Origin of the sequence: Actinokineospora baliensis (assembly GCF_016907695.1) — a bacterium.
GTDB classification, from domain to species: Bacteria; Actinomycetota; Actinomycetes; order Mycobacteriales; family Pseudonocardiaceae; genus Actinokineospora; species Actinokineospora baliensis.
Genome location: NZ_JAFBCK010000001.1, coordinates 2,888,791 through 2,901,447 on the forward strand (window position 1 = coordinate 2,888,791; position 12,657 = coordinate 2,901,447).

The following is a 12,657-nucleotide window of genomic DNA, read 5'->3' on the forward strand; positions in this document are numbered from 1 at the left end:
GAATGGCCTGAAAGTTGGTCAAAGTTGCTGAAGGAGGTGGTGGGTGTGCGGTTGGACTGGCGGTTGGTGCCGGGGGCGCTGGCGGTCTGGCTGGCCGGGTTGGTCGGGTTGTTGGGGCACTGGGTCCTGGCGGTCGTTGTCGGGGGAGTGGGGGTGGTTGGTGGTGCCGTCTTTCTCCGGCGCGGGCTGCGGCCGAGCGGAGCTGGATGGCCGTTGGTGGTGTGCGGGGTGCTGGCGATCTGTCCGATCGCTTGGCGGGTTCGTGAGGCCGCGGTTGACCCGTTGCGGGCCGAGGCCGCGCGGGCCGCGGTGGTGGAGCTGCGAGTGGAGGTGGGAGAACGCCCGAGGAGGGTGAAGGCGAGTGGGTTCGGTGCGATGCCCTCCGGGGTGCGGTCGGTGGTCATCCCGGTGACCGCCGAGGGCAGCCGCCTGCTGGTGTTCGCGCCGGTGGAGCAGTGGGCAGACCTGTTGCCGGGGCAGCGGTTGGTGGCCCGGGGCACGCTCGGGGCCGCTGAACCGGGGAGCCTGACCGTCGCCGTGCTGCGGGTCCGCGGGCCGCCGTCGGAGGTGAGTGCCGCGCCGGGGTGGCAGGTGGCCGCCCAGTCGCTGCGGGACGGGCTGCGGGTGGCGGCCTCCGTGCTCGACGACGAGGCGGCGGGACTGCTCCCGGCCTTGGTGGTCGGCGACACCGACGGGATGGTCCAGTCGGTCGAGGACGACTTCCGGGCCGCGGGGATGGCCCACCTGCTGGCGGTCAGCGGGGCGAACCTGGCCATCGTCTGCGTCTGCGTGCTGTTCCTGGCGAGGTTGCTGCGGGCGGGACCGCGTGGCTCAGCGGTCGTGGCCTTGGCTGTGCTGGTCGGGTACGTCGTGCTCGTCGGGCCGGAGCCGAGTGTGCTGCGGGCCGGGGTCATGGGCGCGGTCGGCCTGCTGGCCTTGGCGCTCGGTCGGGAGCGGTCGGCGTTGCCCGCGCTCGCCGCCGCGGTGATCGCGCTGGTCGCGGTGGATCCGGCGATGGCGGTCAGTTTCGGGTTCGTGTTGTCCGTGCTCGCGACAGCCGCCCTGGTCCTGGTGGTGCCGGGGTGGGTGGACCGGCTCGCCCGACGGCGGGTGCCCAGGCTGGTCGCCGAGGCGGTCGCCGTGCCCGCGGCGGCGCACCTGGCCACGGCACCGGTGGTCGCCGGGATGAGTGGCCAGGTCAGCCTGGTCGCCGTGGTCGCGAACCTGGTGGCCGCCCCGGTCGTGGCGCCCGCGACCGTGCTCGGGCTCGCCGCCGCGCTCGTCATGCCCGTCCTGCCCTGGTTGGCGGAGTGGCTGGCGCGGTTCGCCGGGCCGCCGGTCGGTTGGCTGGTCCTGGTCGGCGGCTGGGCAGCGGACGTGCCGGGTGCGGTGCTCGACTGGCCGTCGGGCTGGTGGGGTGGCGTTGCCCTTGTGCTGCTGCTCGGGTGCTTGGCGGTCGGGTCGCGCTACCGGCGGGCCCGGGTCGCGATGGCGCTGGGCGTGATCGGGGTGGTGCTCGTCCTGCTCCCGATCCGCGTCCTCGCGCCTGGGTGGCCACCAGCCGGGTGGGCGGCCGTCGCGTGCGATGTCGGGCAGGGGGATGCCGTCGTTCTGTCCACTGCGGACAGTGGGCGGGCGGTGCTGGTCGACACCGGGCCGGATCCCGCGCCGGTGCGGGAATGCCTGGACCGGCTTGAGGTGCGGCAGCTGCCGCTGGTGATCCTCAGCCACCTGCACGCCGATCACGTCGGTGGGCTGGCTTCGGTGTTGGCGGACCGGTCGGTCGGCGCGGTCGCCGTCGGGCCGGGACGGGCGCCGGAGTGGGCTTGGCGACAGGTGCGGCGGCAGACCGAGGCGGCCTCAGTGCCGTTGGTCAGCGTCGCAGAAGGGCAGCGGCTGGCTTGGCCAGGGCTGTCAGTGGAAGTACTGGCCCCACGGGGAAAGGAGGTACGCGCCGAGTCGGATGGCACGGCGATCAACAACCGTTCGGTGGTCCTGCGGGCGACCACGCGGACCGGTCGGGTGCTGCTCACCGGGGATGTCGAGTTGGCAGCCCAAGCCGACCTGCTGGCCGCCGGGGTCGACCTGACGGCTGAGGTCGTGAAGGTGCCGCACCACGGATCTCGTTACACCGCACCGGAGTTCATGGCGGCCGTCAGGGCGCGGGTGGCTCTGGTCAGCGTCGGAGCGGGCAACCGCTACGGGCACCCCAGTCCGCGCACGCTCGACGTCCTCACCTGGACGGGCGCGCGAGTGGTGCGCACCGACCTCCAGGGCGACAGCGCGGTCGTCGGCTCGGGCGTGGTCGTGCGGGGGCAGCCGAGGTCGCCGCCGGGGCGGTGATCTGTGGGGTGGGTGGCCCCCACCCCACAGATCTCGGTCAGCCCCGGTTGAGGACCTCGTGGACGGCGGCGGCCGTCGGCGGGACGGTGGCGCGCGGGCCGATGTGGTCCTGGACGGCGTCGAGGGTCTTGAGGCCGTCGCCGGTGATCAGCAGGACGGTGTCGGCTTCGGGGTCGAGCTGGCCGGTCTCGATGAGCTTCTTCGCGGTCGCCACGGTGACGCCACCGGCGGTCTCGGCGAAGATGCCCTCGGTGCGGGCCAGCAGGCGGATGCCCTCGACGACCTCGGCGTCGGTGACGTCCTCGACCGCGCCGCCGGTGCGGCGGACCGAGTCGAGCACGTACGGGCCGTCGGCGGGGGCGCCGATGGCCAGCGAGCGCGCGATCGTGTCCGGCTTGACCGGGCGGATCACGTCCTGGCCCGCCTTGAACGCCGCCGACACCGGGGAGCAGCCGGTGGCCTGCGCGCCGAAGATCCGGTACGGGGTCGCCTCGACCAGGCCGAGCTCGCCGAGCTCGCGGAACGCCTTGTCCACCTTGGTCAACTGCGAGCCGGAGGCCACCGGCACCACGACCTGGCCGGGCAGGCGCCAGCCGAGCTGCTCGGCGACCTCGTAGCCCAGCGTCTTGGAGCCCTCGGCGTAGTACGGGCGGACGTTGACGTTGACGAACGCCCAGTCCTCGTGCTCGGCGGCGAGCTCGGTGGCCAGCCGGTTGACGTCGTCGTAGTTGCCGTCGACGGCGATCAGGGCGCCGTCGTAGACCGCGGTGGTGAGGATCTTGGCGCGCTCGAGCGAGGACGGGATCAGCACGACCGAGTCCCAGCCCGCGCGGGCGGCGGCCGCGGCGACGGCGTTGGCGAGGTTGCCGGTCGACGGGCAGGCCAGGACGCTGAAGCCGAGGGTGCGGGCGGCGGCGAGGGCGACGGCGACCACGCGGTCCTTGAACGAGTGCGTGGGGTTGCCGGTGTCGTCCTTGACCCACAACGACTTCACGCCCAGGGCCGCGGCCAGCCGGTCGGCCTTGACCAGGCGGGTCAGGCCGGGGTCGGTGTTCGGGAACCGCTCGACGTCGGCGGGGACGGGCAGCAGGTTCTTGTAGCGCCAGATCGAGCGGGGGCCCGCCTCGATGTCGGCCCTGGTCACCGTGCCGAAGTCGTAGGCGACCTCGAGCGGGCCGAAGCACTCGGCACAGGCGAACTCGGCGGCGAGGGGGATCCGGTGGCCGCACTCACGACAGGACAGCGCCCGAGCGGGGCCGAGGTCGAGTGTGCTGGTCTGGACGTCGACAGAGGTCATCGCGAGGTGTCTCCTCATCTATCCCGCGTGGCGGGTCGGAATTGGCACCGTGGTCGTCCGCCTCCTCGCGATGAGGAAGTGACGCGTACGCCGGTTGCCGGGGCTTCATCGGGCCGTTTCCCTCTGCCCCTCTGGATGAGCGGTATTCAGTTGTCGCCCGGGGTCGACCCGGTGCGTGCTGGCCACGGTACGGCACGCCGGGCCCCGGTTGCCAGCCCGATCCCCGGCCCGCACCCACCCCGCCGGCGTCGTGGCGCCGTGGCAGGATCGCGGGCGTGAACTCGCCCTCGGTCGTCCCGCCGCCGCTGCAACTGGTGCTGGGAGAAGAGGAATTGCTCATCGAGCGCGCCATCCGCGGCGTGCTCGACACCGCCAGGCTCGCCGACCCGGCCGCCGACCTGACCAGGACCCGGGTGGCTGAACTCACAGCCCCCGAGCTGGCCGAGATGGTCAGCCCGTCGCTGTTCGCCGAGGGCAGGGTGATCGTGCTCGACGCCGCGCACGAGGCGACCCAGGACATCGCCGCGCTGGTGATCAACTACGCCAAGGCGCCCGCCGACGGGATCGTGCTCGTGGTGGTGCACAACGGTGCGGGACGCAAGGCGGGCAAGGACGTCGTGGCCGCCATGAAGAAGGCGGGCGCGGTGGTCACCGAGTGCCCGAAGATCACCAAGGCCGCCGAGCGCGAGGCCTTCGTGCGCAACGAGATCCGCCGCGCGGGGGGCAAGACCGACCCGAGGGCGGTCGCCGCGCTGGTCGACTCCGTCGGGTCCGACCTGCGGGAGCTCGCCGCCGCGGCGGCGCAACTGGTGGCCGACGCGGCTGGCGACGTCAGCGAGGAGGCGGTGCGCCGCTACCACCGCGGGCGGGCCGACGTGACCGGGTTCGCGGTCGCCGAGAAGGCGGTCACCGGGGACGTCGCCGGTGCGATGGAAGCCCTGCGCTGGGCGATGCAGTTGGGCGTCCCGCACGTGCTGGTCGCCGACGCGCTCGCCGACGCCGTGCGCACCGTGGCCAGGGTGGCCGGGGCGGGGCGCGCGGACCCGTTCAAGCTCGCGGGCGAGCTGGGCATGCCCGCCTGGAAGGTCAAGAAGGCCCTCGCCCAGTCCCGCGGCTGGAAGCCGGCGGGCCTCGCCGACGCCATGCGCGCGGTCGCCGAGGTCAACGCCGACGTCAAGGGCGTCGCCGCAGACGCCGACTACGCCCTGGAACGCGCCGTCCTGCGCCTGGCCGAGGCCCAGCGCCGCGACTGATCCCGCGGCGGGTGGGTCAGGGCTTGGGGGTGCGGCTGGCGAGGATCTCGTCGCGGCGGGCCAGGCGGTGTTGGCGGCGGATCTCGGCTTCGCGCAGTCGCCGTTCGTCCTCTTCGGTCTCGGGGGCGACCGGGGGAACGGGGCGGGGGTGGCCGTCTTCGTTGACGGCGACGAAGACCAGGTATGCGGTGGCCACCTTGGTCGGGGGGACACCGGCGCGGTCCCAGGGTTCGGCCAGGACGCGGACGCCGACCTCCATCGAGGACTTGCCCGCCCAGTTGACCTGGGCGTGCGCGTGGACCAGGTCACCGACGCGGACCGGGTGCAGGAAGGTCATGCCGTCCATGGCGGCGGTGACGGCGGGGCCGCCGGAGTGGCGCTGGGCCACCGCCCCGGCCACGTCGTCGACCAGCTTCATGATGACTCCACCGTGGACGGTGCCGAGGAGGTTGGTGTCCACCACGGTCATGATGTGCGACAGCGAGGTCCTCGCGGCCGAACTGGGCTTGGGATCCATGCCCGCAGTCTCGCGCACATGACAGCGGCGCCGCCCCCGGAGGGAGCGGCGCCGCTGTGTGAGTCTGAGCTCAGCCGAGCTTGTTGACCCGCTGCGCCATCGCCGACTTCTTGTTGGCGGCCTGGTTGGGGTGGATGACACCCTTGCCAGCGGCCTTGTCCAGCTTGCGGCTGGCCTCGGCGAGCAGCTGCTGGGCCTTGGCCTGGTCACCGGCCTCGGCGGCCTCGCGGAACTTGCGGATCGCGGTCTTGACCGAGGACTTGACGGACTTGTTGCGCAGGCGCGCCTTCTCGTTCGTCTTGATCCGCTTGAGCTGGGACTTGATGTTCGCCATGGGGGTGCTCCTCGAGGTCTAGTCCGGATCGCGCGCCGCCAGAAGATCAACCAGTGGCCCTGCCTGAGCAGGTCTCCTCCAGGGCGGAGTGCCGGGCGGCGCGACGATCCAGGCTAGCAGTCACTCGGGCGGCTCCTCCTTGCGGGGCCTGCCCCGCTTGGGCGGCCCGCCCGCGCCGTCGGGCAGCCTGCCTGCGTCGGCGAGGGCGCGGCGGAGCATGAACTCGATCTGCGCGTTGGTGCTGCGCAGCTCGTCGTTGGCCCACCTGGCCACCGCGTCGTGCACGGCGGGGTCCAGCCGCAGCAGGACCTTCTTGCGTTCGGACATCAGTGGTAGAGGGACCCGGCGTTGACGACCGGGTGCGCCTCGTGGTCACTGCACAGCACCACCAGCAGGTTGCTCACCATCGCCGCCTTGCGCTCCTCGTCCAGGTCGACCACCTCGCGCGCGGCGAGCCGGTCGAGCGCCAACTCCACCATGCCCACCGCCCCCTCCACGATCCGCTGCCGCGCGGCCACCACGGCGCCCGCCTGCTGCCTGCGCAGCATGGCGCCCGCGATCTCCGGCGCGTAAGCCAGGTGGGTGATCCGCGATTCGATCACCCCGACGCCCGCCGCCTCGACCCGGGCGGCGATCTCGGCGGACAGCTGCTGGGTGATCTGCTCGGCGTTGTCGCGCAGCGACAGCTCGCCGTCGGTGCCGTGCGCGTCGTAGGGGTAGGTGGTGGCGATGTGGCGCACCGCGGTCTCGGTCTGGATGGCGACGAACGCGATGAAGTCGTCCACCTCGAACACCGCCCGCGCGGTGTCGCGCACCTGCCACACCACCACCGCCGCGATCTCGATCGGGCTGCCGTCGGCGTCGTTGACCTTCATCACGGCGGTCTCGTGGTTGCGGATCCGGGTGGAGACCTTGCGCCGCGTGGTGAACGGGTTCACCCAGCGCAGCCCGTCCAGCCGCACGGTCCCGGTGTAGCGGCCCAGGAACTGCACCACCCGGGCCTCACCCGGCGCCACCATGGTCAGCCCACCCGTGGTGATCGCCGCCGCGATGGCGATCAGCACCCCGAACACCAGCGCCGACACCGAAGCCCCCTCGCTGAGCCCGAGCTCGTCGGCCAGCCCGGCGATCCCCACTCCCACCAGGGCGAGCCCGCCGAGCGCGATCACCACCGACCCCGCCGCGATCGGGATCCCCGCCGCCCCGAAGGCGGGCTTCTCCCGCACCTGCGGGACGGGCAACAACGGTCGGTCGAATTCTTCGGGCGTGGTGTTCATGACCCCTCCAGGGCTAGCGCTTACCTAGCAAAGTGATATCACTTTTTCGGCGGGTGGCGCCACTGCCCGCGCGGCCTGTGGGTGAAGTTGGTCGATAAGTTAAGCGTGAGTGCTACGATCGATCTGGCGGCGTAAGTCCGAGTGCCCGGGAGGGTGTCGTGGCTGGTCTGGTCGAGCAGTTCGGGGAGCACACCGACGAGGTCGCCGGGCTGGTGGCCACCGCACTCGCGCGCGGCCAGCGAGCCGCCCGGATGGTGCAGGCCAGCGCCAAGGCCGAAGGCGCGAGCGACAACCACGCCTTCGGCAGCATGTGGGTCAACCGCTACCGCGAGCTCAACAAGCAGATCGAGGCGGCGGGACTGCCCGGCTACCGGCCGCACACCCCCAAGGGGGCGCCCTACAGCCTCGCCGTGGTGGACGGGTGCGTGCTGATCCCCTTCCGGCACGCGACCCACCTCGGGAAGCCGATCTCCCAGGCGAAGGTCCCGACCAAGATCCCCCAACACGTCACCCGCGAACAGGGCGTCCCCTCCGACCTGACCCTGTTCGACATCCCCCAGGAGTTGGCGCAACCCACCCTCGCCGACGTGGTCTCCGCCGCGCAGCGGGAGAAGCTCACCGTCGTCTACATCGCCTACGTGGCCAACGCCGACAGCGACGACATCCTCGCCGCCTGGTGGGGCATCCCCACGGCGATGGACGACGAAGGCAAGCTCACGTGGTCGCCCGAGTCGCTGGATCTCACCACCGCCGCGGGGGTCGACACGTCCATCACCGATGCGCCTGGGTTCGCCTTTGGTGAGGTGCCTACGCTTCCCTTCGGCTCACCCCCCTCTTCCAGCAACGCAGCGGACGGCAATGAGTGAGAAGACCCGGCAGCGCCCCCTGGCGCCATTGGCGGTGCAGGAGGCGTTTGATCCGGCGCGGCTGACGCAGGCGCGCAATCTCGCGGGTAAGACCAAGCGGTGGCTGGCCGAGCAGCTTGGCGTGACGCCCGCTGCGGTGAGTCAGTACGAGTTGGGCACGAATCGCCCACGGTCGGATCTGTTGCCGAGGTTGGCTGAGGTACTCCAGGTGCCATTGGCCTACTTCGTGGCCGGGCGGGTTCAGGCCAGGCTGGACCCCGCCGCCGCGCACTTCCGCAGTCTTCGCAGTACGCGCGCATATCAACGCGCTAAGGCGATTGCGGTCACCGAGCAGGTCTGGGAGCTGACCAACGCCCTAGAGCGGCGAGTCCAACTGCCGCCGGTCGATCTGCCTGGCTTCTCTTGTGGAGAGGTCCACCCTGGAACTGGCGACCCATCGCGGGCGGCAGCAGAGCTAAGAGCGGCATGGGGGCTCGGTGGCGGCCCAGTCACGCACCTCATCAGGCGTCTTGAAGCGCACGGCATCGTCGTACACACGCCTCAGCGGGACGAGGATCTTCGGACGGTGGATGCCTTCTCCACCTCGGTCCTACCGCGCCCGGTCATCGTCCTTACGCCAAACAGGACGGATGACGTCTATCGCCACCGGTTCAGCGCTGCGCACGAGTTGGGTCATCTTGTCCTGCACGGAGAAGCCACTCCCGGCGACTCCACTCAGGAACGTGAAGCGGATAGCTTCGCCGCCGAGTTCCTCACCCCACGCGCCTCCATAGGCCCGCAACTGCCTAAGAGGCTCGACCTACGCAGGCTGTCCGAGTTGCGAGATGTGTGGGGAGTGTCCGTCCACTCGCTGGTCTATCGCTGCCGGGAGCTGGGTCTTCTCTCCGACTCATCCGCGGGCCGCGCCTACCAGCGGCTCAACGAACTACGCGAGCAGCCCGGCTTCGCCCCGGAACCCCTCAGCGGCTACCCCGGCGAACGCCCGGCCCTGCTCGCGCAAGCGTTTGACCTGGCCTGCGACACCGGGCTGACCATCACCGAGCTGGCCAGGGAACTCGCCTGGGACGTGCCCCGGGTCCGCGAGGTGCTGGGCACCGACCAGGGGCGACCGGTGCTGCGGCTGGTCTGACCTCAGCGCCAGCCGTACCGCGCCCGCAGGGCGTCCGCGGCGATTTCGAAGCGCTCGGGTTCGAGCACCGAACCCTCCCGCCGGATGTCGTTCTCGCCGAGCTCGAACAGCCGGTCCAGCCGCAGGTAGGACACCCGGCCGTCGCGGTCCCAGCGGCCGCTGCCCAGCTCCAGCCAGTCGTGGTGCTCCTGGCGGCGGGGTTCCTTGCTGGTCAGCATCAGCGCGCGCAGTGTCCGGTCGTGCCGCCCGACCACCAGCAGTGGCCGGTCCTTGCCGCGCTCGGGGTCGTCCTCGTAGGGCACCCACGCCCAGACGATCTCGCCAGGATCGGCGTCGCCGTCGGGGTTCGGCGCGTAGCTGATCGCGTCGGGCCGGTCGCTGGTCGGCACCTCCCAGACCGCGCCGCGGGCGGGTCGGGGGTCGTCATCGATCTGCACACGCCGGAGCGTAATGCCCCGACGGCGGACGGGTGAGCTGAAGTGGGACGCGCTGCGCGGGGCCGGGGCGACCGGTAGGACTTGAGCGTGGAGTTCCTCAGCAGCCGCGTGATCATCCACCCGCGCGACCGGGACCGCTCGCTCGCCTTCTACCGCGACACCTTGGGACTGGCCGTCTTCCGCGAGTTCCCCGGCGGCACCGTGTTCTTCCTCGGCGGCGGCTACCTGGAGCTCTCCGGGCAGGCCGTGACGGAGGCGAACCCCGACCTGGCGCTGTGGTTGCAGGTCCGCGACATGGCCGCCGCGGCCGACGAGCTGACCGGTCGGGGCGTGGAGTTCCTGCGCCCGCCGCGCCTGGAGCCGTGGGGGCTGCGGGAGGCGTGGCTGGCCGACCCGGACGGCGTGCGGATCGTGCTGGTCGAGGTCCCCGGGGATCACCCGATGCGGTTGGACTCGCGCCTGCCTTGAGCCCTCAGTCGACCGAGTCCAGGTGCCGCTCCAGCCGGTCGAGGCTGTTTGACCAGAGCAGCCGGTAGGGCGCGAGCCAGGTGTCGATCTCCGCGAGCGGCTCCGGGCGCAGTTCGTACCAGCGGCGCTGCGCGTCCCGGCGGACCCGGACCAGCCCGGCCTCGCGCAGCACCTTCAGGTGCTTGGAGGTGCCCGGCTGGGTCAGCCCCAGCGCCGCGACCAGTTCCCCCACCGACCTGGGCTGCTCGCGCAGCAGGTCCAGGATCCGCCGCCGGGTCGGTTCGGCCAGCACGGTGAAGGTGGTCGCCACCCGCCCAACATAACCGAGCAGGCATATAGCGGGCAACGGGCCGAGCACCCGAACAGCCCGCCCGCCGTCCGGGCATGGGACGATGGACCTACCCCTGACCATGCGAGGACCTCGAGTGGCAACGTTCGCTGACACGACCTTCACGGCGCCGGAGCAGATCCGCAACTTCTGCATCATCGCGCACATCGACCACGGCAAGTCCACCCTGGCCGACCGGATGCTGCAGATCACCGGCGTCGTCGAGGCGCGGGCCATGCGCGCGCAGTACCTCGACCGGATGGACATCGAGCGCGAGCGCGGCATCACCATCAAGGCCCAGAACGTGCGCCTGCCGTGGACCGTCGACGGGGCCGACCACGTGCTGCACATGATCGACACGCCGGGCCACGTCGACTTCACCTACGAGGTCTCGCGCGCGCTCGACGCCTGCGAGGGCGCGATCCTGCTGGTCGACGCCGCGCAGGGGATCGAGGCGCAGACGCTGGCCAACCTCTACATGGCCCTCGAGCGCGACCTGCACATCATCCCGGTGCTCAACAAGATCGACCTGCCCGCGGCCGACCCGGACAAGTACGCCGCCGAGATCGCGCACATCATCGGCTGCGAGCCCGACGACGTGCTGCGCGTGTCGGCCAAGACCGGCCACGGGGTCGGCGAGCTGCTCGACGAGGTCGTGCGGGTGATCCCGGCCCCGGTCGGCCAGGCCGACGCCCCGGCCCGGGCGATGATCTTCGACTCGGTCTACGACACCTACCGCGGCGTGGTCACCTACATCCGCGTGGTGGACGGCAAGATCACCCCGCGCGAGCGGATCAAGATGATGTCCACCGGCGCCACCCACGAGCTGCTCGAGGTCGGCATCATCTCCCCGGAGCCCAAGCCAAGCGCCGGTCTCGGCGTCGGCGAGGTGGGCTACCTGATCACCGGCGTGAAGGACGTCCGCCAGTCCAAGGTCGGTGACACCGTCACCTCCGAGCGCAAGGGCGCCACCGAGCCGCTGGCGGGCTTCCGCGAGCCGCGCCCGATGGTCTACTCCGGCCTCTACCCCGTCGACGGGTCCGACTACCCGGACCTGCGCGAGGCGCTGGACAAGCTGCAGCTCAACGACGCCGCGCTCACCTACGAGCCGGAGACCTCCGCCGCGCTGGGCTTCGGCTTCCGCTGCGGCTTCCTCGGCCTGCTGCACCTGGAGATCACCCGCGACCGGCTCGAGCGCGAGTTCGGCCTCGACCTGATCTCCACCGCCCCCAACGTGGTCTACCGGGTGGTGCTCGACGACGGCAAGGAACTCGTCGTCACCAACCCGTCGGACTGGCCGGTCGGCAAGATCGGCGAGGTGTTCGAGCCGATCGCCAAGTGCACCGTGATCGCCCCGAGCGACTTCGTCGGCACCATCATGGAGCTGTGCCAGGGCAAGCGCGGGCAGCTCGGCGGCATGGACTACCTGTCGGAGGACCGGGTCGAGCTGCGCTACACCATCCCGCTCGGCGAGATCATCTTCGACTTCTTCGACTCGCTGAAGTCGCGCACCCGCGGCTACGCCTCGCTGGACTACGAGGAGTCGGGCGAGCAGGCCGCCGAGCTGGTCAAGGTGGACATCCTGCTGCAGGGCGAGCCCGTCGACGCGTTCAGCGCGATCGTGCACCGCGACTCGGCCTACGGCTACGGCACCCGGATGACCACCAAGCTGCGCGAGCTGATCCCGCGCCAGCAGTTCGAGGTGCCCATCCAGGCCGCCATCGGCGCCAGGGTGATCGCCCGCGAGACCATCCGCGCCATGCGCAAGGACGTGCTCTCCAAGTGCTACGGCGGTGACATCAGCCGCAAGCGCAAGCTGCTCGAGAAGCAGAAGGAGGGCAAGAAGCGGATGAAGATGGTCGGCCGGGTCGAGGTACCCCAAGAGGCCTTCGTCGCCGCGTTGTCCACCGACGAGCCGTCGGACAAGAAGGGCAAGAAGTAGCCGCTACGGCAGGGCGTACTCCAGTTCGTACTGGTGCTCGTCGTCGGTCTTGGTGATCCGCAGCGTGCCGGTGACGCCGGAGAGCTCACCGGTGCCGGTCCCGGCGACGACGGTGACCGTCAGCGACCGCTCCGAGCTGTCCGCTTCGTACGAACCCGTCGAGTGCAGGAGCACGAAGCTGCCGCGGCGGCCGTCCAGGGTGCCCTCGACCCGCTCGATGGCCACGTAGGCGGCCGCCCCCGTGGCCGCGGCCACGGCGCTGGTCATGTGCACCTCGCTGGTGGCGGCCAGAGCACCGGAGAAGGTCTTGCGCAGCAGCGCGTGGCCCAAGTCGACGCCGTCGCGCTGGTCGTAGGGGTTTTCCGGCTCGAACGCGTCCACTGTGAACGTCCCGCTCGCCTGTCCGCGCACCGTGCGTCTCCCTCGCCTGTGGACAACTTCCGACGGATGTCGGTCTCATGCGCGA

14 protein-coding genes and 1 riboswitch are annotated in these 12,657 nt (G+C 71.2%); of the genes, 6 read left to right on the forward strand and 8 right to left on the reverse strand.

From position 1 onward, the window contains the following. Positions 1-45 precede the first annotated feature (45 nt). Positions 46-2,343, forward strand: a complete 2,298-nt coding sequence (locus tag JOD54_RS13815) for a DNA internalization-related competence protein ComEC/Rec2 (protein WP_204450918.1) — start codon at positions 46-48, stop codon at positions 2,341-2,343. Positions 2,344-2,380: 37 nt separating this feature from the next. Here JOD54_RS13815 and thrC read toward each other — a convergent pair whose 3' ends face one another. Then, on the reverse strand, positions 2,381-3,640 hold the full coding sequence (gene thrC / locus JOD54_RS13820; protein WP_204450919.1) for a threonine synthase: 1,260 nt from the start codon (positions 3,638-3,640) through the stop codon (positions 2,381-2,383). Between the two features lie 11 nt (positions 3,641-3,651). Then, positions 3,652-3,782, reverse strand: a riboswitch (SAM riboswitch). 133 nt (positions 3,783-3,915) lie between these two features. Between thrC and holA the strand changes: the two genes are divergently transcribed. Then, positions 3,916-4,893: a DNA polymerase III subunit delta gene (holA, locus tag JOD54_RS13825; protein ID WP_204450920.1), complete on the forward strand. Its 978-nt coding sequence runs from the start codon at positions 3,916-3,918 to the stop codon at positions 4,891-4,893. Positions 4,894-4,909: 16 nt separating this feature from the next. Here the strand turns inward: holA and JOD54_RS13830 are convergent, their stop codons facing one another. The 4 genes from JOD54_RS13830 to JOD54_RS13845 form a co-directional block, all read right to left on the reverse strand. Beyond that, positions 4,910-5,410, reverse strand: a complete 501-nt coding sequence (locus JOD54_RS13830) for an acyl-CoA thioesterase (protein WP_204450921.1) — start codon at positions 5,408-5,410, stop codon at positions 4,910-4,912. Between the two features lie 70 nt (positions 5,411-5,480). Beyond that, positions 5,481-5,744, reverse strand: a complete 264-nt coding sequence (rpsT, locus tag JOD54_RS13835; RefSeq protein WP_204450922.1) for a 30S ribosomal protein S20 — start codon at positions 5,742-5,744, stop codon at positions 5,481-5,483. 120 nt (positions 5,745-5,864) lie between these two features. Beyond that, a complete protein-coding gene (locus JOD54_RS13840; RefSeq protein WP_204450923.1) occupies positions 5,865-6,071 on the reverse strand; it encodes a type II toxin-antitoxin system antitoxin in 207 nt (68 codons plus the stop codon). Continuing rightward, positions 6,071-7,021 carry an SPFH domain-containing protein gene (locus tag JOD54_RS13845; RefSeq protein ID WP_204450924.1) on the reverse strand — a complete coding sequence of 317 codons (951 nt, stop codon included), beginning with the start codon at positions 7,019-7,021 and terminating at the stop codon, positions 6,071-6,073. Before JOD54_RS13845 ends, JOD54_RS13840 begins: the two co-directional genes overlap by 1 nt. Before the next feature lie 158 nt (positions 7,022-7,179). On the opposite strand from JOD54_RS13845, the gene JOD54_RS13850 reads away from it, so the two are divergent. Further along, positions 7,180-7,887: a hypothetical protein gene (locus JOD54_RS13850; protein WP_204450925.1), complete on the forward strand. Its 708-nt coding sequence runs from the start codon at positions 7,180-7,182 to the stop codon at positions 7,885-7,887. Continuing rightward, positions 7,880-9,016, forward strand: coding sequence for a helix-turn-helix domain-containing protein (locus tag JOD54_RS13855; protein ID WP_204450926.1), 1,137 nt, complete (start codon positions 7,880-7,882; stop codon positions 9,014-9,016). The genes JOD54_RS13850 and JOD54_RS13855 overlap by 8 nt, the downstream gene beginning before the upstream one ends. 2 nt (positions 9,017-9,018) lie before the next feature. On the opposite strand, the gene JOD54_RS34130 is transcribed toward JOD54_RS13855, so the two are convergent. Further along, complete coding sequence (locus JOD54_RS34130; protein WP_204450927.1) at positions 9,019-9,453, reverse strand: type II toxin-antitoxin system PemK/MazF family toxin; 435 nt, start codon at positions 9,451-9,453, stop codon at positions 9,019-9,021. Positions 9,454-9,540: 87 nt separating this feature from the next. On the opposite strand from JOD54_RS34130, the gene JOD54_RS13865 reads away from it, so the two are divergent. Next, positions 9,541-9,921 carry a VOC family protein gene (locus tag JOD54_RS13865; protein ID WP_204450928.1) on the forward strand — a complete coding sequence of 127 codons (381 nt, stop codon included), beginning with the start codon at positions 9,541-9,543 and terminating at the stop codon, positions 9,919-9,921. A gap of 4 nt (positions 9,922-9,925) precedes the next feature. Here the strand turns inward: JOD54_RS13865 and JOD54_RS13870 are convergent, their stop codons facing one another. Then, positions 9,926-10,231: an ArsR/SmtB family transcription factor gene (locus JOD54_RS13870; RefSeq protein ID WP_204456266.1), complete on the reverse strand. Its 306-nt coding sequence runs from the start codon at positions 10,229-10,231 to the stop codon at positions 9,926-9,928. 115 nt (positions 10,232-10,346) lie between these two features. Here JOD54_RS13870 and lepA point away from each other — a divergent pair, with 115 nt between their 5' ends. Beyond that, a complete protein-coding gene (gene lepA / locus JOD54_RS13875; RefSeq protein ID WP_307860012.1) occupies positions 10,347-12,191 on the forward strand; it encodes a translation elongation factor 4 in 1,845 nt (614 codons plus the stop codon). Between the two features lie 3 nt (positions 12,192-12,194). Here the strand turns inward: lepA and JOD54_RS13880 are convergent, their stop codons facing one another. After that, entirely contained in the window at positions 12,195-12,602 is a 408-nt protein-coding gene (locus JOD54_RS13880; protein ID WP_204450930.1) for a DUF3224 domain-containing protein, read from the reverse strand. Between the last annotated feature and the right edge of the window lie 55 nt (positions 12,603-12,657).

Excerpts from the sequence above, each read along its gene's own strand:
- thrC (WP_204450919.1), bottom strand. The coding sequence starts at position 3,640 with ATGACCTCTGTCGACGTCCAGACCAGCACACTCGACCTCGGCCCCGCT.
- JOD54_RS13830 (WP_204450921.1), bottom strand. The coding sequence starts at position 5,410 with ATGGATCCCAAGCCCAGTTCGGCCGCGAGGACCTCGCTGTCGCACATC.
- rpsT (WP_204450922.1), bottom strand. The coding sequence starts at position 5,744 with ATGGCGAACATCAAGTCCCAGCTCAAGCGGATCAAGACGAACGAGAAG.
- JOD54_RS13840 (WP_204450923.1), bottom strand. The coding sequence starts at position 6,071 with ATGTCCGAACGCAAGAAGGTCCTGCTGCGGCTGGACCCCGCCGTGCAC.
- JOD54_RS13845 (WP_204450924.1), bottom strand. The coding sequence starts at position 7,021 with ATGAACACCACGCCCGAAGAATTCGACCGACCGTTGTTGCCCGTCCCG.
- JOD54_RS13855 (WP_204450926.1), top strand. The coding sequence starts at position 7,880 with ATGAGTGAGAAGACCCGGCAGCGCCCCCTGGCGCCATTGGCGGTGCAG.